Below are 19404 nucleotides of genomic sequence, written 5' to 3' on the forward strand. Positions count from 1 at the left end.
GGATGATTGGACACACAGAAGGTATTTCATATATCTTCTTTATGGTATAATAAGTTTTGGTGTATAGTTACTTTATTTATTATATTATGATAGCAAGGGATGAATATGAGAAAAAAGCTTATAGCATCTGCACTTGCGCTGATGATGCTTGTGGGTATTCTTGCTGCGACGGCAAGCACGGTATCAGCTAAGAAAACCTTTGCCAATGATTACGGTGTTTTCCTCAGTCTTAACAGTAATAAGAAGACTATGAGGAAACTGGCCGGGTATAAGACCATCGTGATCGATGTTCAGAATGATTTTACCAAAGAGGACATACGTAAGCTCAGGAAGGCGGGGCATAAGGTATACAGTTATATAAATGTCGGAGCCATAGAGAATTACAGAGATTACTATAATGATTTCAGTGATGTCATGCTCGATGTTTATGAGAACTGGGAAGATGAGCGATGGGTTGATGTATCCAAGGAAAAATGGCAGAACTTCATTGTTAATGATCTCTCTGAGAGAATCAAGGCAACAGGCGTTGATGGTTTTTTCGTTGATAATGTAGATGTCTATTATATGTATAAGGATGCTGCATTTGGCCCCGGTATCTACGATGGACTTGAGATTATATTGAAAGGCTTGTCCAAAAAGGGCAAGGTAATCATTAACGGCGGAGATACATTTGTAACCGAGTACTACGACAGGAACGGTTCTCTGGACGGAATACTTGACGGTGTTAACCAGGAGAGTGTTTTTACCAGGATAATTGATTACGATAAGAACAAGTTTGGTAAGAGTGATAAGGACTCAGAGAAGTACTTCACCTCTTATTTGAAAAAAGTAAAAAAGTGTAAGAAGAAGGTTTACCTTTTGGAATACACTAAAAATAAAAGGCTAAAGAAAAAGATAAAGAACTATTGTAAGAAAAAAGGATATAAGTATTATATATCCGGTAATTTGAACCTATCATAAAGATCTTGATTATCAAGGACAGAAGGCAAGAGAGAGGGATATGAAAAAAATAAGTATAAGAGTAACAACACTTGGGGGATTTGGAATTGAATGTGACGGCAAGAGCCTCACACTGGGAAGGAATAAGGGATCTAAGTATATCCAGCTGATAACCAGAATCTGCGTTGCCGGCGAAGAGGGTGTACTTAAAGAGGATCTTCAGGAAGATATTTATTCTGATGATCTTGGCGTAAAGAGTAATCTCAATAACAGTCTTAACAACCTTGTATATCAGTTTAAGAAGGTTGCTGAGAAAGCCGGTATTCCCGGAGGAAAGCTTATTGCCATTTCTGATGGAAGATACGTGATTGATCAGGATGTTGATATCTCTTCCGATATAATTGAGTTTGAACAGTTCTTCAGAGAAGCCAGGAAGCAGAAGTCCGATAAGAAAAAGACTGAGCTTATGAAGCAGGCCTTTGATCTTTATAAGGGAGCTTTCCTTCCTGAACTTGATGATCTTTACTGGATTTCAAGAAGGGCTGAAGAATACAGGACCATGTATGATGAGTGCGTAGATTATCTGGCAGCTCAGTACAAGGAGAATGAAGAGTATTCTGAGATGGCTTATGTATATCATACAGCTGCCGACATCGATAAGGACTGTGAGTGGCAGGTAGGTGAGATCGAAGCTTATATGTTCCTGAAGGACTATAAGAAGGCTTATGCTCTTTATGAAGAGATGGTCAGATACTACGCTGAGGAGCTCGGTGTTTCTCCTACTGAGAATATGCAGAGATGCTATCAGAACCTGCAGGATTCTGCTTTTTCCGATCTTGGTATCAGCGATCAGGATGACTACATGGATCATCCCATCGGCGGCGAGCTTGTGGAAGAAGAGGATAATAAGCCTTATGAATGTCTTTTCCCTGAGATGAGTGCTTCATATCATATTCTTAGCCGTAACATGGAGAGACACGGACTTACAGTATTCCTTCTGCTTTTGACTATTGCCGATTATGAAGGTAAAGAGATCAGACAGGAAGAAAAAGCAGAGAGAAGAATGGAATCTCTTAAGGTTGCTATAAACGAGACACTTCGTCACGGCGATGCTTTCTGCAGATACTCCAGAACTCAGTACCTTGTACTTCTTACCGGAACCGGTGTCGAGGAGTGCATGCTGGTACACAGACGTTTGCAGGACAGACTTAAGGAGCTTGCAGGACCGAGAGCTTCACTGAATTACAGAATTATTTCATATAAAGATATAGCTGATGAAAGATAAGTTTTTCTGAGGCAAAGGTTCACACTTATTTCATATAATAAAGTTTTCTAGATGATATAATTGGTTTATGGGCGAGCGCATTTGGGGAATATTAGCGTGATCACCCATTTTGAGGGGGCATACGTTAGAGCTTGGAGGAATGCCCATGGCTATTGGTAATTTGGACTTAACTCAGCTTGATCGGTCGTTCATGACTGATGAGCAAAAGTCTCTTTTAAATGTTAGTAATATATCTCAGAAGGAAATCGAGCAGCTGCTTATTATGAGAGGGCAGGTGCAGGAATTCCAGATGATGATGATGAAATATGATTGTGCTTTATCGGAAGTAAGAACCAAACTTGAGGTTTTAAACAAAGAGCTTACACTCAGATATAACCGCAATCCTTTTGAAAACATAAAGAGCAGAATTAAAACACCCGTAAGTATTTACGAGAAGTTAAAGAGAAAGGGCGTTGCTTTTTCCCTTGAAAATATTCAGGACAATATATCGGATATTGCAGGATGCAGAGCGATATGTTCTTTTGTTGATGATATTTATATGCTGGCTGATTGCCTTAAGAAGCAGGATGATGTGGAAGTTCTTGTTGAGAAGGACTACATCGCTGTTCCCAAAGACAGTGGCTACAGAAGCCTTCATCTTATAGTAGAGATTCCGATATTCCTTACGGATACAAAGGAATATATGAAGGTTGAGGTTCAGTTCAGAACCATTGCAATGGACTTCTGGGCAAGCCTTGAGCATAAGATGAAATACAAAAAGGACATCGAGAACGCAGAGCTTATTTCCGAGGATCTGAAGTTCAGTGCGGATCTGATCAATCAGCTTGACCGCAGAATGCAACAGATCAGAGAACGTATTGATGCAGGTGACGGTTCACCATACAATATGATTCCTACAGAGGAAGAGGAAAGAGCATCCACTGAGACACTGGAGATAATAAGGCGAGAGATTCAGGCAGAACAGAGAGCAATGCTTGAAGATGATGATTGATAATTTTTAATATGTGGTTTCTATAATAAAAGGAAGGCTTTGGTGCCTTCCTTTTTGTTGTGCTTATAAATTTGTTTTTGGGCTTTGTAAATACGTATGCTTTCGGATTTATTATTTTTCGTGGTTTAAATTACTTTGCAACCCATCGTCCGCTTGCGCCGCAGGGAAGAACCAGACCGTTTGATTTAACGGGAAGTCCTACTTCATCAGCTTCCACATATCCCTCGTGAAGCGGATCGATTGCTGTATGGAGCATGTAGGAAAGCACTGCGGGCTGTAATCCTGTGGTGTATGAATTAATTAAGAAGAAAAGCGGTTTATCTGATAAGAGCTTTGCGCTTCTAAGGATCAGATCATATACGCAGTCTTCTATTTTCCAAATTTCGCCCTTGGGACCTCTTCCATAAGAAGGGGGATCCATGATTATGGCATCATAGCTGTTGCCGCGTCTAAGCTCTCTGTCAACGAACTTGCCGCAGTCATCCACAAGCCATCTGATAGGAGCATCTGCAAGTCCTGATGATGCAGCATTCTCCTTTGCCCACTGAACCATGCCCTTAGCAGCATCTACGTGGGTAACGGCTGCACCTGCTTTTGCGGCGGAGACTGTAGCGCCACCTGTATATGCGAACAGGTTTAATACCTTGATTGGTCTGTCTGCATTTTTGATAAGCTCAGAGAACCAGTCCCAGTTAGCAGCCTGCTCCGGGAAAAGTCCTGTATGCTTAAAGCTGAAGGGTTTTAAATGGAAGGTAAGTTCCTTATAATTAATAGTCCATTCCTCCGGGAGGTTTCTAAAATCCCATTCACCGCCGCCTTTGTTGCTTCTATTATAACGGGCGTTGAATTTCTTCCAGCCCATGTGCTTTTTCTCTGTGTTCCATATTACCTGGGGATCGGGGCGCACCAGCATATAGTCGGCCCATCTCTCCAGCTTCTCGCCGCTAGAAGTATCTATTACCTCATAGTCCTTCCAATTATCTGCAATCCACATATTTGACTCCTAAAACTAAAAATGATAAAACAAACATTATTTATAGAAGAAATACAGTCACATAAAAACAGGATGTGCTTTCTTCTTCCATATTATATAATAATCATGTTTTCTTCCATATAATATAGAAGAAACATTTATAGATTTTATATAAAATATGAAAAAAAGAAACAATGCAGGCGAAATAGATTAAAAAACATCAAGTCAAAATGCTCGAAATTGCCTATTTTACGTAAAAAGTAATTAATTTTGAAAATAATGCTTGCATATGGAAAAGAAATAGGATATATTTATCAATGCTGTGACATGATAGCTGTGAAGCGTGAGGTTGCTGCCTTATCCAGTGAGGCAGGTTTTCCGTGGAGCGAATGTCAAGAGACCTTAAAGGTCAGACAATCTGACGACAAGTCACTGTACAAACAATATGTCTGTGAAGCTTAGCGAACAGAAACGACGTGTGAAAAGATTGTGGATGTGAAAGTTCACGACACACACGGGAGAGTGTACAGTCACCGCTTGTCGTACTTATCTAATTAAAGTGCGAAAAGGAGGCGACTTTTTTTATGGCAAATCAGGTAATGAGAATTACACTTAAGGCTTATGATCATCAGCTTGTTGATGCATCTGCCAAGAAGATCATCGAGACAGTCAAGAAGAACGGATCTCAGGTTAGTGGACCTGTACCGCTTCCCACTAAGAAGGAAGTAGTAACAATCCTTCGTGCGGTACACAAGTACAAGGATTCCAGAGAGCAGTTCGAGCAGAGAACACATAAGAGACTTATCGATATCATCACACCTACACCTAAGACAGTTGAGGCTCTTCAGAGATTAGAGATGCCCGCAGGTGTAAATATCAATATCAAGATGAAATAATTCATCGGCTACTAATGTTAAACCTCTACTAGTATGATGCAAGACGCATGATGCCGTGAAAACTGGAGAATTGCCAATGTGCAATTAAAGCGACATTGCGAACGATGTAAGCATCCGCTGTAGATGTAATAAGGAGGTAAATACAATGAAGAAGGCTATCTTAGCTACGAAGATCGGTATGACACAGATCTTCAACGAAGACGGTTCACTTGTACCTGTAACTGTTCTGCAGGCAGGCCCCTGTGTAGTAACACAGATCAAGACCGTTGAGAACGATGGTTACAGTGCGGTTCAGGTTGGTTATGTTGATAAGAAAGAAAAGATCATCAACAGAGACAAGAACGGCAAGAAGACAATCGTACATGCACATGGTGTAAACAAGGCTCAGCAGGGTCACTTCAAAAAGGCTGGCGTTTCCTGCAAGAGATTCGTTCGCGAGTTCAAGTTCGAGAACGCATCTGAGTATGAGCTTGGAAGCGAGATCAAGGCTGACATCTTCGCTGCTGGCGACAAGATCGATGCTACAGCAACTTCCAAGGGTAAGGGATTCCAGGGCGCAATCAAGAAGAATGGTCAGCACAGAGGACCTATGGCCCATGGTTCCAAGTTCCACCGTCATCAGGGTTCTAACGGATCCAGTTCTGATCCGAGCCGTGTATTCAAAGGAAAAGGAATGCCTGGTCACATGGGATGCGTTAAGGTAACAGTTCAGAATCTTGAGGTTGTTCGCGTAGACGCTGACAAGAATCTGATCCTTGTAAAGGGCGCAGTACCCGGACCGAAGAAGGGACTTGTAACAATCAAGGAAACTACAAAGGTTGAGGCATAAACTTTTCGAAAGGAGGAACATACAGATGGCTAACGTATCTGTTTACAATATGGAAGGCAAAGAAGTTGGCAACATCGAACTTAACGATGCCATCTTCGGAGTTGAAGTAAATGAACATCTTGTACATCTGGCAGTAGTTCAGCAGCTTGCTAACAAGCGTCAGGGTACACAGAAGGCAAAGACTCGTTCCGAGGTTAGCGGAGGCGGTCGTAAGCCTTGGAGACAGAAGGGAACCGGTCATGCAAGACAGGGTTCAACAAGAGCTCCTCAGTGGACAGGCGGTGGTGTAGTATTCGCACCCGCTCCGAGAGATTATTCTTTCAAGATGAACCAGAAAGAGAAGAGAGTTGCTCTTAAGTCAGCACTCACTGATAAGGTTCAGACAGGTAAGCTTATCGTTCTTGACGAGCTCAAGATGGATGAGTTTAAGACAAAGAAGTTTGCAGAGGTTATGACAAACCTTAAGGCTACACGTAAGGCACTCGTTGTTCTTGCAGATAACGATGCTAAGGTTGTTAAGTCAGCAAGCAATCTTCCTGAAGTAAAGACAGCACTTACAAATACAATCAATGTATATGATATTGTAAATGCACAGACACTCGTTCTTACAAAGGACGCAGTTGCTAAGATTGAGGAGGTGTATGCATAATGGCAGCTATTCAGTATTATGACGTAATCCTTGAGCCCGTGCTCACAGAGAAGAGCATGAACGCTATGGGTGAGAAAAAGTACACTTTCTTCGTACATCCTGAAGCTAACAAGACAATGATCAAGGAAGCTGTTGAGAAGATGTTCGATGGCGCTAAGGTTGCTAAGGTAAACACTCTCAATGCTAACGGAAAGCTTAAGAGACGCGGAATGACTTATGGCAGAACTGCTAAGGTTAAGAAGGCAATCGTACAGCTTACCGAGGACAGCAAGGATATCGAGATTTTCCAGGGACTTTAATTAACCAATAGACTATACGCACAGGATCAATCAAAGTCCGGATCCAGGCACAAGCCGTGCGTGATAAAAACAAAAGGAGATTATCATGGGAATTAAGAAATACGGCCCATATACACCGTCCAGAAGAAACATGACAGGTTCTGATTTCTCAGAGATCACAAAGAAGACTCCCGAGAAGAGCCTCCTCGTTTCTAAGAATTCAATCGCTGGACGTAACAACCAGGGTAAGATTACAGTAAGACATCGCGGTGGCGGTGGAAGAAGAAAATACAGAATCATCGACTTCAAGCGTTATAAAGATGAGTGCACAGCTAAGGTTATCGGTATCGAGTACGATCCTAACAGAACAGCAAACATCGCACTGCTTGAGTATGAGGATGGCACAAAGGCTTACATCCTTGCTCCTCAGGGACTTAAGGATGGCATGACAATCATGAATGGTCCTGCAGCCGAGGTTCGTATCGGTAACTGCCTCCCTCTTGCAAACATTCCTGTCGGTGAGAGCGTACATAACATCGAGCTCTATCCCGGAAGAGGTGGTCAGCTCGTTCGTTCAGCTGGTAACTCAGCTCAGCTTATGGCTAAGGAAGGTAAGTATGCTACACTTCGTCTTCCTTCTGGCGAGATGAGACTTGTTCCTATCGAGTGCCGTGCTACAATCGGTACAGTTGGTAATATCGATCACAACCTTATCAACATTGGTAAAGCTGGTCGTAAGCGCCACATGGGTATCCGTCCTACAGTTCGTGGATCAGTTATGAACCCGAATGATCACCCGCATGGTGGTGGTGAGGGTAGAGCACCTATCGGTCGTCCCGGCCCGTGCACACCTTGGGGTAAGCCTGCTCTTGGTTACAAGACACGTAAGAAGAAAAAGGCTTCTAACAAGATGATCATCAGAAGAAGAGACGGTAAGGCTATTAAATAAGCCATGTTGAGTTATTTGAGAGGAGAATGACAATGTCAAGATCACTTAAAAAGGGACCTTTCGCAGACGCAAGCCTGCTTAAGAAGATCGATGCAATGAATGCAGAGAATCAGAAGCAAATCGTTAAGACATGGTCCCGTCGTTCCACGATTTTCCCTTCCTTCGTTGGACACACAATCGCTGTTCATGACGGAAGAAAACATATTCCGGTATATGTAACGGAAGATATGGTTGGTCACAAGCTTGGTGAATTCGTTCCTACAAGAACCTATAGAGGTCATGCAGGCGCTGAGAAGAAGGGCGGAGTTCGCTAAATCGACCGGTTACAGTTTTTGAACAGTGAAAGGAGGTTATTCTATGGCTACAGCGCATAGAACCCAAGTTAAGAGAGAGAGAAATGCTCAGAAGGACAACAGACCTTCAGCAAAGTTATCTTACGCAAGAATCCCTGTTCAGAAGGCATGCTTTGTTATGGATGCCATCAGGGGTAAAGACGTTGAGACAGCACTTGCTATTTTGGAATACAATCCGAGATATGCATCAAGCGTAATTTTTAAGTTACTTAATTCTGCAATTGCTAATGCTGAGAACAATAACGGCATGAACAGAGCAAATCTGTACATTGCAGAGTGCAATGCAAGCAATGGCCCGATTATGAAGAGAATTCAGCCTAGAGCTCAGGGTAGAGCTTACAGAATTCAGAAGAAATTAAGCCATTTGACATTGATTCTGGATGAGAGATAAGAAAGGAGATAGTAAGTTCAATGGGACAGAAAGTTAATCCTCATGGCCTGAGAGTTGGCGTCATCGCAGATTGGGATTCCAAATGGTATGCAGATAATAATGAATTTGCAGACAATCTTGTTGAAGACTACAAGATCAGAAAGTTTCTGAAGAAGAAGCTTTATGCGGCAGGCATCTCCAAGATCGAAATCGAGAGAGCATCTGACCGTGTTAAGGTAATCGTTTATACAGCAAAGCCCGGCGTAGTAATCGGTAAGGGTGGCGCAGAGATCGAAGTTACTAAGAAAGAACTTTCAAAGATCACAGATAAGAAGGTTCTTGTAGATATTAAGGAAATCAAGAAGCCCGATAAGGATGCTCAGCTTGTTGCAGAGAACATCGCACAGCAGCTCGAGAACCGTGTATCATTCCGTCGTGCTATGAAGTCCTGCATGAGCAGAACAATGAAGACAGATGCACAGGGTATCAAGGCTTGCTGCAGTGGTCGTCTTGGTGGTGCTGATATCGCTCGTAGCGAGTTCTACAGCGAGGGAACAATCCCGCTTCAGACACTTAGAGCAGATATTGATTATGGATTTGCTGAGGCAGATACAACCTATGGTAAGGTTGGTGTTAAGGTATGGATCTATAAGGGTGAAGTACTTCCCACCAAAGCATCCGAGAATTCAGATAAGGAAGGGAGCGATAAATAATGTTAATGCCGAAGAGAGTAAAGCATCGTAAGCAGTTCCGCGGTTCTATGGCTGGTAAGGCTACACGCGGCAACACAATCGCATACGGTGAGTATGGAATAGTAGCGCTTGAGCCCTGCTGGATTCGTTCTAATCAGATCGAGGCAGCCCGTGTCGCTATGACTCGTTTCATCAAGCGTGGCGGTCAGGTATGGATCAAGATTTTCCCTGACAAGCCTGTTACAGCAAAGCCTGCTGAAACTCGTATGGGTTCCGGTAAGGGTTCTGTAGATTACTGGGTAGCTGTTGTTAAGCCTGGACGTGTTATGTTTGAAATCGGCGGAGTCGATGAAGAGGTAGCTAGAGAGGCACTTCGTCTCGCAGTTCACAAGCTTCCTTGCAAGTGTAAGATCGTATCAAAGGCTGATTTGGAAGGCGGTGCATCCAATGAAAACTAATAAGTATGTAGAAGAGCTGAAGGCTAAGTCTGCTGAGGAACTTAATCAGGAGCTTGTATCAGCTAAAAAGGAACTTTTTAATCTGAGATTCCAGAATGCAACTAACCAGCTGGATAACACAGCAAGAATTAAAGAGGTTAGAAAGAACATTGCAAGAATTCAGACTGTTATTACACAGAATGCTGCAAAGTAATGGAATCCTGAAAGGAGATATATCGTGGAAAGAAATTTAAGAAAAACGCGTGTTGGTAAAGTAACAAGCGATAAGATGGATAAGACCATCGTTGTTTCCATCGAAGATCATGTAAAGCATCCTCTTTACAAGAAGATTGTAAAAAGAACCTATAAGCTGAAGGCTCATGATGAGAACAATGAATGTCGTATAGGTGATACAGTCAAGGTTATGGAAACAAGACCCATGTCTAAGGATAAGAGATGGAGATTGGTTCAGATTATTGAACGTGCTAAGTAATTAGCGGATGGTTTTCAGATTGTTGATTATAAAAGGAGAAATAACATGATTCAGCAGGAAAGCAGACTTAGAGTTGCTGATAACACAGGTGCTAAAGAGCTTTTAACAATCCGTGTTATGGGTGGTTCTACAAGAAGATATGCGAGAATCGGCGATGTAGTTGTTGCTTCGGTTAAAGAAGCAACACCAGGCGGCGTTGTAAAGAAGGGTGATGTTGTTAAGGCAGTTGTAGTACGTACTGTTAAAGAGACTCGCCGTAAGGATGGTTCTTACATCCGTTTTGATGAGAACGCTGCTGTTATCATCAATGATGAAGGTAACCCGAAGGGAACTCGTATTTTTGGACCCGTTGCAAGAGAGCTTCGTGATAAGAAATACATGAAGATTCTTTCTCTCGCTCCGGAAGTATTATAAGGAGGCACCGAATGTCTACAAGTAAGATTAAGAAGGGCGATACTGTTAAGGTTATCGCTGGTAAGAGCAAAGATAAAGAAGGCAAGGTACTCTCCGTTGACACAAAGAATGGTAAGGTAGTAGTAGAGGGTGCTAACATGGTAACAAAGCACACAAAGCCCTCTGCTTCCAACCCCAACGGTGGTATCATTCAGCAGGAAGCTCCCATGGACATCTCCAATGTTATGTATGTTCATAAGGGGAAGGCAACACGTGTTGGTTTTAAGGTTGAGGACGGCAAAAAAGTTCGTATCGCAAAGTCAACTGGTGATGTCATTGACAAATAAGAAAGGAGGTAAGGAGCTTTGAGTAGATATAGAGATTTATACAAAGACGAGATCGTGGACGCTATGACAAAGAAGTTCGGTTACAAGAACGTTATGGAAGTTCCGAAGCTCGATAAGATCGTTATAAACATGGCTGTAGGTGAAGCTAAAGAGAACGCTAAGGTTCTTGAGAACGCTGCTAACGATATGCAGATTATCGCTGGTCAGAAGCCTGTTTACACTAAGGCAAAGAAGTCCATCGCTAACTTCAAGATAAGAGAGGGTATGCCGATCGGATGTAAAGTAACTCTTCGTGGTGAGAAGATGTATGAGTTCATGGATCGCCTTGTTAACCTTGCACTTCCTCGTGTACGTGACTTCCGTGGTGTTAACCCGAACGCGTTCGATGGTAGAGGAAACTATGCACTTGGTATCAAGGAGCAGCTTATCTTCCCTGAGATCGAGTACGATAAGGTTGATAAGACAAGAGGTATGGATATCATCTTCACAACAACTGCCAAGACTGATGAAGAGGCTCGTGAGCTTTTAACACTCTTCAACATGCCTTTCGCTAAGTAATTAAGGAGGAATCGAACACATGGCTAAATTATCCATGAAGGTAAAACAGCAGATGAAACCGAAGTTTTCTACACGCGGTTATAACCGTTGCAGAATCTGCGGACGTCCGCATGCTTATCTTAGAAAATACGGAATCTGCAGAATTTGTTTCCGTGAGTTAGCTTACAAGGGTGAGATCCCGGGTGTACGTAAGGCTAGTTGGTAATATAAAACATTGCGGCTTCGTGTCTCTGTGCAGACGGGCACAGTAAGGCGAAGCAATAATAGAAAATAAGGAGGCTTTTTCAAAAATGGCAATGAATGATCCTATTGCAGATATGCTTACAAGAATTCGTAACGCTAATACTGCAAAGCATGATACTGTTGACGTTCCTTCATCAAAGATGAAGCTTGCAATCGCAAACATTCTTCTTGACGAAGGTTATATCAAGAAGCTTGATGTAGTTGAAGAGAATGGTTTCAAGACTCTTCACATCACACTCAAGTACGGTGCTGACAGAAATGATAGAGTCATCACTGGTCTGAAGAGAATTTCCAAGCCTGGTCTTCGTGTATACGCAGGCAGAGAGGATCTTCCGAGAGTACTTGGCGGTCTCGGAATCGCTATCATCTCTACAAACCAGGGTGTTGTAACTGATAAAAAAGCAAGAGAGCTCCAGGTTGGTGGCGAAGTTCTTGCATTCGTTTGGTAAATTGGAGGTACGGGCATGTCACGAATCGGAAAAATGCCAATCGCAGTTCCTGCTGGTGTAACAGTAGAAGTTGCAGAAAATAATAAGGTGACTGTTAAAGGTCCTAAGGGCACTCTTGAGAGAGTTTTCCCTGCAGAGATGCAGTTCGAACAGAAAGATGGTCAGATCGAAGTTAAGAGACCTGATGATCAGAAGAAGACAAGAGCTCTTCACGGACTTTCAAGAAGTCTTCTGAACAACATGGTTGTTGGTGTAACAGATGGCTATGAGAAGAAACTTGAAGTTAATGGTGTAGGTTATAGAGCAGCAAAGAGCGGCAAGAAACTCACCTTGACCCTTGGATATTCACATCCTGTAGAACTCGAGGATCCTGAAGGAATCGAGACAGTAGTTGATGGTAACGCTATCATCGTCAAGGGTATAGACAAAGAAAAGGTTGGCCAGTTTGCAGCAATTATCAGAGAGAAGAGAGCTCCTGAGCCGTATAAGGGCAAGGGAATCAAGTATTCTGATGAAGTTATCCGCCGCAAGGTTGGTAAGACCGGTAAGAAGTAAGAGATAAGGAGAGTAAAAAATGGTTAGTAAAGAATCCAGACAGAAAAGTCGCGAAAAGAAGCATCTGAGAATTCGCAATCGTTTCAGCGGCACTGCTGAAAGACCGCGTCTTGCAGTTTTCAGAAGTAATAATCATATGTATGCTCAGGTTATCGATGATGTTGCCGGTAAGACACTTGTTTCTGCTTCCACACTTGAGAAGGACATTAAGTCAGCTCTGAAGGCTACAGATAATGTTGATGCAGCTGCATATATTGGTGATGTTGTTGCTAAGAGAGCAATGGAAAAAGGTATCAAAGCTGTTGTTTTCGACAGAGGCGGTTACATCTACCATGGTAAAGTAGCAGCGCTTGCTGATGCAGCTAGAAAAGCAGGCTTAGAATTCTAAGGAAGGGAGAAAGATAATGAAGCGTACAATCGTTGATGCAAGTCAGCTTGAATTAACAGATAAAGTCGTTACCATTAAGCGAGTTACAAAGGTAGTTAAGGGTGGACGTAACATGAAGTTCACAGCACTCGTTGTAGTTGGTGACGGAAACGGTCACGTTGGTGTAGGTCTTGGTAAGTCAACTGAAATACCTGATGCTATTCGTAAGGGTAAGGAGGATGCTACAAAGAACCTCATCTGTGTACCGCTTGATGAGAACAACAGTATCACACATGATTTCGTTGGTAAGTTCGGTTCCGCAGAGGTTCTGCTTAAGAGATCTCCTGAAGGTACTGGTATCATCGCTGGTGGTCCTGCACGTTCTGTATGTGAGCTTGCTGGAATCAAGAACATTCGTACAAAGTCACTTGGTTCTAACAACAAGCAGAATGTAGTTTATGCAACCATCAATGGTCTTGCAAACCTTAAGACACCCGAAGAAGTTGCTCAGAAGCGTGGTAAGTCTGTAGAAGAAGTTATCGCGTAAGTAGTAAGCAACATCTAGTAAAGGAGAAAATCAATGGCAGCTAAAAATGAAAGTGGAAAAAAGCTTAAAATCACATTGGTTAAGTCCACTATTGGTGCTGTTCCGAAGCAGGTTGCTACGGTAAAATCAATGGGATTTAAGAAACTTAACAGCAGTGTTGAACTGCCGGATAACTCTGCAACAAGAGGTCAGATCCAGCAGATTAGACACCTTGTTAAAGTCGAAGAACTGGACTAATTTAAGGAGGAAAATCATGGAATTATCAAATTTGAGACCTGCTGAGGGTTCTGTTCAGAGTGACAATTTCAGAAGAGGCCGCGGTCATGGTTCAGGAAATGGAAAGACCGCTGGTAAGGGACACAAAGGACAGAAGGCTCGTTCAGGTGCTCCGAGACCCGGATTTGAAGGTGGTCAGATGCCCCTGTTCCGTCGTCTTCCTAAGAGAGGCTTTAAGAACATCAATTCTAAGCATATCGTAGCTGTAAATGTAAGTTCACTTGAGTGCTTTGACAACGATAGCGTTGTTGATGTACAGGCACTTAAGGATAAGGGCATCATCAAACACGAGTATGATGGTGTTAAGATACTTGGAAACGGTGAATTTACCAAAAAGCTTACGGTTAAGGTAAATGCATATAGTGCATCTGCTAAGGAGAAGATCGAAGCTCTTGGGGGAACGGCAGAGGTGATTTAATGTTCACGACCATTAAGAATGCATTCAAAATCAAAGATATCAGAATGAAGTTATTGTTCACCTTCTTTATGTTGTTGGTGATCAGATTAGGTTCAGCTATACCGGTACCTGGAATGAATGTTTCAGTATTCCAGGACTGGTTCAAAGAGCTGTCCGAAAATAATGCTTTTGGTTTTATGGATCGATTTACAGGTGGTTCATTTGAGAATATGTCAATCCTGGCACTCAATATTACACCTTACATCACATCATCCATTATCATCCAGCTTCTCACAATTGCTATTCCTAAGTTTGAGGAATGGCAGCGTGACGGAGAGGATGGTAGAAAAAAGCTTGCAGCACTTACAAGATATATCACTGTAGTGCTTGCACTTATCGAGTCAGTTGCTATGGCAATTGGCTTCTACAGAAGTGGCTTCCTTGTAGAGAAGTCACCTCTCTATGTAGTTGAGATTGTTGCTGCGCTTACAGCCGGCAGTGCATTCCTTATGTGGATTGGCGAGCGCATTACGGATAATGGTGTTGGTAATGGTATTTCTATAGTACTTACTATCAACATTATTTCCAGAATGCCATCCGATTTAAGTAGCTTGTTTACACAGTTTGTAACAGGCAAGAGCATTGCAAAAGGGGTTGTATCGGCAATCATTATTATTGCAATTATTGTAGCAATGGTTGTTCTGGTTGTTCTTTTGAACGGCGCAGAGCGTAGAATCCCAGTACAGTATGCTAAAAAGATACAGGGCAGAAGAACCTATGGTGGTAATCATTCAGAGATTCCTCTTAAGGTTAATACCGCAGGTGTTATGCCTATTATCTTTGCTATGTCACTGTTCCAGTTCCCTATAATCATTTCACAGCTTGTAGGATACAAGGGAACAGGTGCATGGAGCGAGATACTTAAGTATCTCAATCAGAGCTATTGGTGTGAGCCTTCCAATCTTAAATATTCGATTGGACTTGTAGTATATGTATTGCTTTTAATATTCTTTGCATATTTCTACACATCAATAACATTCAATCCTTTAGAGATTGCTGATAATATGAAAAAGCAGGGTGGATTTATTCCCGGCATTCGTCCCGGAAAGCCCACTAGCGATTATTTAACAAACATTCTGAATTACATCATCTTTATCGGAGCTATTGGACTTACCATTATTGGTGTTCTTCCGATATTCTTTAATGGTGTATTCGGAGCTAACGTATCCTTCGGTGGTACGAGCCTTATCATTGTTGTAAGTGTTATTCTTGAAACGGTGAAGCAGATTGAATCACAGATGTTGGTACGTAATTATAAAGGCTTTTTAGATGATTAAAAACATGAGAGGTTTAGGGATTTGCTACTGCTTATCTTTGAACCTCTTGTTGTACTTTTATTAAAAATCCAGACCTAAATATGAGAAGGGAGAATTGGTAATGAAGATTATCATGTTAGGGGCACCTGGTGCAGGAAAAGGCACACAGGCAAAAATGATAGCAGAAAAGTATAAGGTTCCGCATGTTTCTACTGGAGACATTTTCAGAGCAAACATCAAAAACGGAACAGAGCTTGGTAAAAAGGCTAAGGAATATATGGATAAGGGACAGCTTGTTCCCGATGAACTCACTGTTGAGATCCTTCTTGACAGAGTAGCTCAGGAGGATTGCAAGAATGGTTATGTTCTTGATGGTTTCCCGCGTACAATTCCTCAGGCTGATGTTCTTGATAAAGAGCTTACAAAGCTTGGCGATAAGGTGGATTTTGCTATAAACGTAGATGTTCCGGATGAGAATATCGTTCGCAGAATGTCTGGAAGAAGAGCATGCCTTAAGTGTGGTGCTACATATCATATTGAACATATTCCTCCGAAGCAGGAAGGAATCTGTGATGTTTGTGGCAGCGAGCTTGTTCAGAGAGATGATGATAAGCCTGAAACAGTGCAGAATCGTCTCAGTGTTTACCACGAGCAGACACAGCCTTTGATCGACTACTACAATGAGAAGGGTATCTTAAAGTCAGTAGACGGAACAAAGGATATGCAGGATGTATTCAGTGAAATAACAGGTATTCTTGGTTAATTCAATCTGAGGTAATAGGAATGCCGGTTACGATTAAGTCACAAGAAGAATTGAACCTCATGAGAGAGTCAGGACATTTACTGGCGCAGGTTCATGAAGAACTGCATGAAGCGCTCAGACCCGGGATTTCAACACTTGAACTTGATGCTATTGGAGAGGAAGCGATTCGCAGACTCGGAGGTATCCCGAATTGTAAAGATTATGAGGGATACCCGGCATCAGTTTGTATTTCTGTAAATGATGAAGTGGTTCATGGAATACCCAAAGCTGAGACAATCCTTAAAGAAGGCGATGTTGTCACTTTTGATACAGGGCTTATATATAAAGGATATCATTCAGACGCTGCCAGAACATGGGGAGTGGGAAAGATATCCGAAGAGGCTGAAAAGCTCATAGAAGTGACAAAGCAAAGCTTTTTTGAAGGAATAAAGTATGCTAAGGCAGGCGGAAGACTTTATGATATATCACGGGCAATTCACAGATATATCAAGCCTTACGGATATGGTATAGTTCGAGAATTGACAGGACACGGAATAGGAAAAGAGCTTCATGAAGAGCCTTATGTTCCAAATTTCTGGAAATTAAGACGAGGCCTTGTCCTGCAGCCCGGAATGACATTATGCGTTGAACCCATGATTACTATGGGGAAACGTAAGATTGCTTTTCTCGATGATGAATGGACGGTAGTTACTATGGATGGATCCATAGCAGCTCATTATGAAAATACCATTGCCATTACTCCTGATGGAGAGCCCGAGATATTAACAATGATTTAATGAACATGCAAAAGTAATAGAAGATTTTAAAAGTGAGGTAAAAATGTCTAAAGCAGATGTAATTGAAATTGAAGGAAAGGTAGTTGAGAAACTTCCTAATACTATGTTTAAGGTTGAGCTTGAGAACGGACATGTTGTTCTTGCACACATCAGTGGAAAGCTCAGACAGAATTTTATCCGTATTCTCCCCGGTGATAAGGTAACAATGGAGCTTTCACCTTATGATCTTTCAAAGGGAAGAATTATTTGGAGAGATAAGTAATAACCTTATAAATTAGTACTTGTAAATGGACTCTATATATGTTATGATTGAATGCGGTCGTTTTTAAGGGTATAAGTATGCCCTTTTATTCGCATATATATACCAGAAAGGAGTTACAAATGAAAGTTAGGTCTTCTGTTAAGCCTATGTGCGAAAAGTGCAAGGTTATTAAGAGAAAAGGCGTTATTCGTGTAATTTGCGAAAACCCTAAGCACAAACAGAGACAGGGCTGATTCGAGTCATTTGACATTACTTTTTGATACCAATGTGTATTGGAAAGATCGGATTAACTTCTGTCCGATTGGGCTGATCATTCGCCCCAATCAAACAAGTAACATTAATACGGAAATAAAGTATTTCCGCAAAAACAAATCTTTTTATTTAATGGAGGAAAATTAAAATGGCTCGTATTGCAGGTGTTGATTTACCTAGAGATAAGCGAGTTGAGATTGGTCTTACATACATCTATGGAATTGGAAGAACAAGCTCAAACAAAATTCTTGAGGTTGCAAAAGTAAACCCGGACACACGTGTTCGTGATCTTACAGATGATGAAGTAAAGAGAATCGCAGAGATTATCGGTAAGGATTATGAAGTAGAAGGTGATCTTAGAAGAGAAATCGCTATGAACATCAAGCGTCTTTCAGAGATCGGATGCTACAGAGGAATCCGTCACAGAAGAGGACTTCCTGTTCGTGGTCAGAGAACAAAGACCAATGCTAGAACAAGAAAAGGTCCCAAGAGAACAATCGCTAATAAGAAGAAGTAATTTTTCTTATTATATAGTAACTAAAGAATATTCAATAGGAAGAAAGTAGGTTAGTTTAAAATGGCAAATCAGAAATCAAGTGCTTCTAAAGGTAAGAAGCGTGTCAAGAAGAACGTTGAACACGGACAGGCACACATTCAGTCATCTTTCAATAACACAATCGTTACATTGACAGATGCTGCAGGTAATGCTCTTAGTTGGGCAAGTGCTGGCGGTCTTGGATTTAAAGGTTCAAGGAAATCTACTCCTTATGCTGCACAGATGGCTGCAGAGACAGCAACAAAGGCTGCACTTATTCACGGCCTTAAGACTGTTGATGTCTTTGTAAAGGGACCGGGATCAGGAAGAGAAGCTGCAATCAGAGCTCTTGCTGCAAGTGGTCTTACTGTTACCAGTATTACGGATGTAACTCCTGTACCTCATAACGGATGCCGCCCGCCCAAGCGCCGCAGAGTATAATCCTATTTTACAGATGTTCACAGTCAGGCTTGAATTTCATAATTCAATAGCCTGACTATGAAATATAGACACTATTAACCTTTAACTCGTTGGAAGAAGGCACATGTCTATAGTGCTGTAAACAACATCAGGATTTTCCTGAAAAAGAAAGGAGCCAATAATGGCAGTAAACAGAGTTCCAGTACTTAAGAGATGCAGATCCCTTGATTTGGATCCCACATTCCTTGGATATGACAAGAAGTCCAAGAGAACAAACAGCAGAGCAAACAAGAAGATGAGCGAGTATGGTCTTCAGCTTCGTGAGAAGCAGAAAGCTAAGTTCATCTATGGCGTTCTTGAGAAGCCTTTCCGTAACTACTACGACAAGGCAGATCGTCAGAAGGGTCAGACCGGTGAAAACCTCATGGTTCTTCTTGAGCGCAGACTTGATAATGTAATTTTCCGTATGGGCTTTGCAAGAACAAGAAGAGAAGCTAGACAGGTTGTTCTTCATAAGTTCATCACAATCAATGGTAAGGTTGTAAACATTCCTTCATACCTCATCAAAGCTGGTGATGTTATCGAGGTAAGAGAGTCAGCAAGAAGCACTCAGAGATTCAAGGATATCGCTGAGATCACAAATGGCAGACTTGTACCCGAGTGGCTTGATGTAAATAAGGATAATTTCAGTGGTACAGTTAAAGAATTCCCTTCAAGAGATGTAATCGACGTTCCCGTTGACGAAATGTTGATCGTCGAGTTGTATTCTAAGTAATTTTAGGACACATAATAAAACCAAAAGGAGGGTATGTCC

At 41.9% G+C, this 19404-nt stretch carries 33 protein-coding genes; 32 read left to right on the forward strand and 1 reads right to left on the reverse strand.

What is annotated here, in order from left to right; all coding sequences use genetic code 11:
- The first annotated feature begins 105 nt into the window (after positions 1–105).
- From G603_RS0116735 to G603_RS20870, 3 genes are all read left to right on the forward strand, one after another.
- Complete coding sequence (locus tag G603_RS0116735; protein WP_051208042.1) at positions 106–960, forward strand: endo alpha-1,4 polygalactosaminidase; 855 nt, start codon at positions 106–108, stop codon at positions 958–960.
- A gap of 40 nt (positions 961–1000) precedes the next feature.
- Positions 1001–2224, forward strand: a complete 1224-nt coding sequence (locus G603_RS0116740) for a bacterial transcriptional activator domain-containing protein (protein WP_026670949.1) — start codon at positions 1001–1003, stop codon at positions 2222–2224.
- 145 nt (positions 2225–2369) lie between these two features.
- On the forward strand, positions 2370–3215 hold the full coding sequence (locus G603_RS20870) for a GTP pyrophosphokinase (protein WP_081667612.1): 846 nt from the start codon (positions 2370–2372) through the stop codon (positions 3213–3215).
- 130 nt (positions 3216–3345) lie between these two features.
- Here the strand turns inward: G603_RS20870 and G603_RS20875 are convergent, their stop codons facing one another.
- The gene (locus G603_RS20875; RefSeq protein ID WP_026525905.1) at positions 3346–4209 is read right to left on the reverse strand and encodes a class I SAM-dependent methyltransferase; all 864 of its coding nucleotides are present in this window, start codon (positions 4207–4209) and stop codon (positions 3346–3348) included.
- A 563-nt stretch (positions 4210–4772) separates the two neighbouring features.
- On the opposite strand from G603_RS20875, the gene rpsJ reads away from it, so the two are divergent.
- From rpsJ to rpsD, 29 genes are all read left to right on the forward strand, one after another.
- Positions 4773–5084, forward strand: coding sequence for a 30S ribosomal protein S10 (gene rpsJ / locus G603_RS0116760; RefSeq protein ID WP_022761340.1), 312 nt, complete (start codon positions 4773–4775; stop codon positions 5082–5084).
- A 145-nt stretch (positions 5085–5229) separates the two neighbouring features.
- Positions 5230–5913 (forward strand): 50S ribosomal protein L3, encoded by a 684-nt coding sequence (gene rplC, locus G603_RS0116765; RefSeq protein WP_026525904.1) that lies wholly within the window; start codon positions 5230–5232, stop codon positions 5911–5913.
- Between the two features lie 25 nt (positions 5914–5938).
- Entirely contained in the window at positions 5939–6562 is a 624-nt protein-coding gene (gene rplD, locus G603_RS0116770; RefSeq protein ID WP_026525903.1) for a 50S ribosomal protein L4, read from the forward strand.
- Entirely contained in the window at positions 6562–6861 is a 300-nt protein-coding gene (rplW, locus tag G603_RS0116775) for a 50S ribosomal protein L23 (RefSeq protein WP_026496960.1), read from the forward strand. The genes rplD and rplW overlap by 1 nt, the downstream gene beginning before the upstream one ends.
- Positions 6862–6946: 85 nt before the next feature.
- On the forward strand, positions 6947–7789 hold the full coding sequence (rplB, locus tag G603_RS0116780; RefSeq protein WP_026496961.1) for a 50S ribosomal protein L2: 843 nt from the start codon (positions 6947–6949) through the stop codon (positions 7787–7789).
- A 32-nt stretch (positions 7790–7821) separates the two neighbouring features.
- On the forward strand, positions 7822–8103 hold the full coding sequence (gene rpsS, locus G603_RS0116785) for a 30S ribosomal protein S19 (RefSeq protein WP_022761335.1): 282 nt from the start codon (positions 7822–7824) through the stop codon (positions 8101–8103).
- Between the two features lie 43 nt (positions 8104–8146).
- The gene (gene rplV / locus G603_RS20880) at positions 8147–8533 is read left to right on the forward strand and encodes a 50S ribosomal protein L22 (RefSeq protein ID WP_035793715.1); all 387 of its coding nucleotides are present in this window, start codon (positions 8147–8149) and stop codon (positions 8531–8533) included.
- Between the two features lie 20 nt (positions 8534–8553).
- Complete coding sequence (gene rpsC / locus G603_RS0116795) at positions 8554–9225, forward strand: 30S ribosomal protein S3 (RefSeq protein WP_026496963.1); 672 nt, start codon at positions 8554–8556, stop codon at positions 9223–9225.
- Complete coding sequence (rplP, locus tag G603_RS0116800; protein ID WP_026496964.1) at positions 9225–9662, forward strand: 50S ribosomal protein L16; 438 nt, start codon at positions 9225–9227, stop codon at positions 9660–9662. Before rpsC ends, rplP begins: the two co-directional genes overlap by 1 nt.
- Positions 9652–9855: a 50S ribosomal protein L29 gene (gene rpmC / locus G603_RS0116805; protein WP_026496965.1), complete on the forward strand. Its 204-nt coding sequence runs from the start codon at positions 9652–9654 to the stop codon at positions 9853–9855. The genes rplP and rpmC overlap by 11 nt, the downstream gene beginning before the upstream one ends.
- A 24-nt stretch (positions 9856–9879) precedes the next feature.
- Positions 9880–10134 carry a 30S ribosomal protein S17 gene (gene rpsQ / locus G603_RS0116810; protein WP_026496966.1) on the forward strand — a complete coding sequence of 85 codons (255 nt, stop codon included), beginning with the start codon at positions 9880–9882 and terminating at the stop codon, positions 10132–10134.
- A 45-nt stretch (positions 10135–10179) separates the two neighbouring features.
- Entirely contained in the window at positions 10180–10548 is a 369-nt protein-coding gene (gene rplN / locus G603_RS0116815; RefSeq protein WP_026493610.1) for a 50S ribosomal protein L14, read from the forward strand.
- Between the two features lie 11 nt (positions 10549–10559).
- The gene (gene rplX / locus G603_RS0116820; RefSeq protein WP_026496967.1) at positions 10560–10874 is read left to right on the forward strand and encodes a 50S ribosomal protein L24; all 315 of its coding nucleotides are present in this window, start codon (positions 10560–10562) and stop codon (positions 10872–10874) included.
- Between the two features lie 18 nt (positions 10875–10892).
- Positions 10893–11432, forward strand: a complete 540-nt coding sequence (gene rplE / locus G603_RS0116825; protein WP_026525902.1) for a 50S ribosomal protein L5 — start codon at positions 10893–10895, stop codon at positions 11430–11432.
- A gap of 19 nt (positions 11433–11451) precedes the next feature.
- Positions 11452–11637 (forward strand): type Z 30S ribosomal protein S14, encoded by a 186-nt coding sequence (locus G603_RS0116830; RefSeq protein WP_026496969.1) that lies wholly within the window; start codon positions 11452–11454, stop codon positions 11635–11637.
- A gap of 85 nt (positions 11638–11722) precedes the next feature.
- Entirely contained in the window at positions 11723–12124 is a 402-nt protein-coding gene (rpsH, locus tag G603_RS0116835; protein ID WP_026525901.1) for a 30S ribosomal protein S8, read from the forward strand.
- A 15-nt stretch (positions 12125–12139) separates the two neighbouring features.
- Positions 12140–12679: a 50S ribosomal protein L6 gene (gene rplF / locus G603_RS0116840; protein ID WP_026496971.1), complete on the forward strand. Its 540-nt coding sequence runs from the start codon at positions 12140–12142 to the stop codon at positions 12677–12679.
- A gap of 19 nt (positions 12680–12698) precedes the next feature.
- Positions 12699–13067 carry a 50S ribosomal protein L18 gene (rplR, locus tag G603_RS0116845; protein WP_026496972.1) on the forward strand — a complete coding sequence of 123 codons (369 nt, stop codon included), beginning with the start codon at positions 12699–12701 and terminating at the stop codon, positions 13065–13067.
- Positions 13068–13083: 16 nt separating this feature from the next.
- Positions 13084–13593 (forward strand): 30S ribosomal protein S5, encoded by a 510-nt coding sequence (gene rpsE / locus G603_RS0116850; RefSeq protein ID WP_026525900.1) that lies wholly within the window; start codon positions 13084–13086, stop codon positions 13591–13593.
- 33 nt (positions 13594–13626) lie between these two features.
- Positions 13627–13830 carry a 50S ribosomal protein L30 gene (rpmD, locus tag G603_RS0116855; protein WP_026496974.1) on the forward strand — a complete coding sequence of 68 codons (204 nt, stop codon included), beginning with the start codon at positions 13627–13629 and terminating at the stop codon, positions 13828–13830.
- A 16-nt stretch (positions 13831–13846) separates the two neighbouring features.
- The gene (rplO, locus tag G603_RS0116860) at positions 13847–14287 is read left to right on the forward strand and encodes a 50S ribosomal protein L15 (protein ID WP_026496975.1); all 441 of its coding nucleotides are present in this window, start codon (positions 13847–13849) and stop codon (positions 14285–14287) included.
- Entirely contained in the window at positions 14287–15603 is a 1317-nt protein-coding gene (gene secY, locus G603_RS0116865) for a preprotein translocase subunit SecY (protein ID WP_026525899.1), read from the forward strand. Before rplO ends, secY begins: the two co-directional genes overlap by 1 nt.
- Positions 15604–15703: 100 nt before the next feature.
- Positions 15704–16345, forward strand: a complete 642-nt coding sequence (locus G603_RS0116870) for an adenylate kinase (RefSeq protein ID WP_026525898.1) — start codon at positions 15704–15706, stop codon at positions 16343–16345.
- A gap of 20 nt (positions 16346–16365) precedes the next feature.
- The gene (gene map, locus G603_RS0116875; RefSeq protein ID WP_026525897.1) at positions 16366–17121 is read left to right on the forward strand and encodes a type I methionyl aminopeptidase; all 756 of its coding nucleotides are present in this window, start codon (positions 16366–16368) and stop codon (positions 17119–17121) included.
- A gap of 43 nt (positions 17122–17164) precedes the next feature.
- Positions 17165–17383, forward strand: a complete 219-nt coding sequence (gene infA / locus G603_RS0116880; protein WP_026496979.1) for a translation initiation factor IF-1 — start codon at positions 17165–17167, stop codon at positions 17381–17383.
- Positions 17384–17502: 119 nt separating this feature from the next.
- Entirely contained in the window at positions 17503–17616 is a 114-nt protein-coding gene (gene rpmJ, locus G603_RS0116885) for a 50S ribosomal protein L36 (protein ID WP_022754357.1), read from the forward strand.
- Between the two features lie 167 nt (positions 17617–17783).
- The gene (gene rpsM / locus G603_RS0116890; protein WP_026525896.1) at positions 17784–18152 is read left to right on the forward strand and encodes a 30S ribosomal protein S13; all 369 of its coding nucleotides are present in this window, start codon (positions 17784–17786) and stop codon (positions 18150–18152) included.
- Between the two features lie 60 nt (positions 18153–18212).
- Complete coding sequence (rpsK, locus tag G603_RS0116895; protein WP_026670951.1) at positions 18213–18611, forward strand: 30S ribosomal protein S11; 399 nt, start codon at positions 18213–18215, stop codon at positions 18609–18611.
- A gap of 160 nt (positions 18612–18771) precedes the next feature.
- Positions 18772–19365 carry a 30S ribosomal protein S4 gene (rpsD, locus tag G603_RS0116900; protein WP_026670952.1) on the forward strand — a complete coding sequence of 198 codons (594 nt, stop codon included), beginning with the start codon at positions 18772–18774 and terminating at the stop codon, positions 19363–19365.
- Positions 19366–19404: the final 39 nt, after the last annotated feature.

Source organism: Butyrivibrio sp. AE3006 (assembly GCF_000424165.1).
Lineage (GTDB): Bacteria > Bacillota > Clostridia > Lachnospirales > Lachnospiraceae > Butyrivibrio.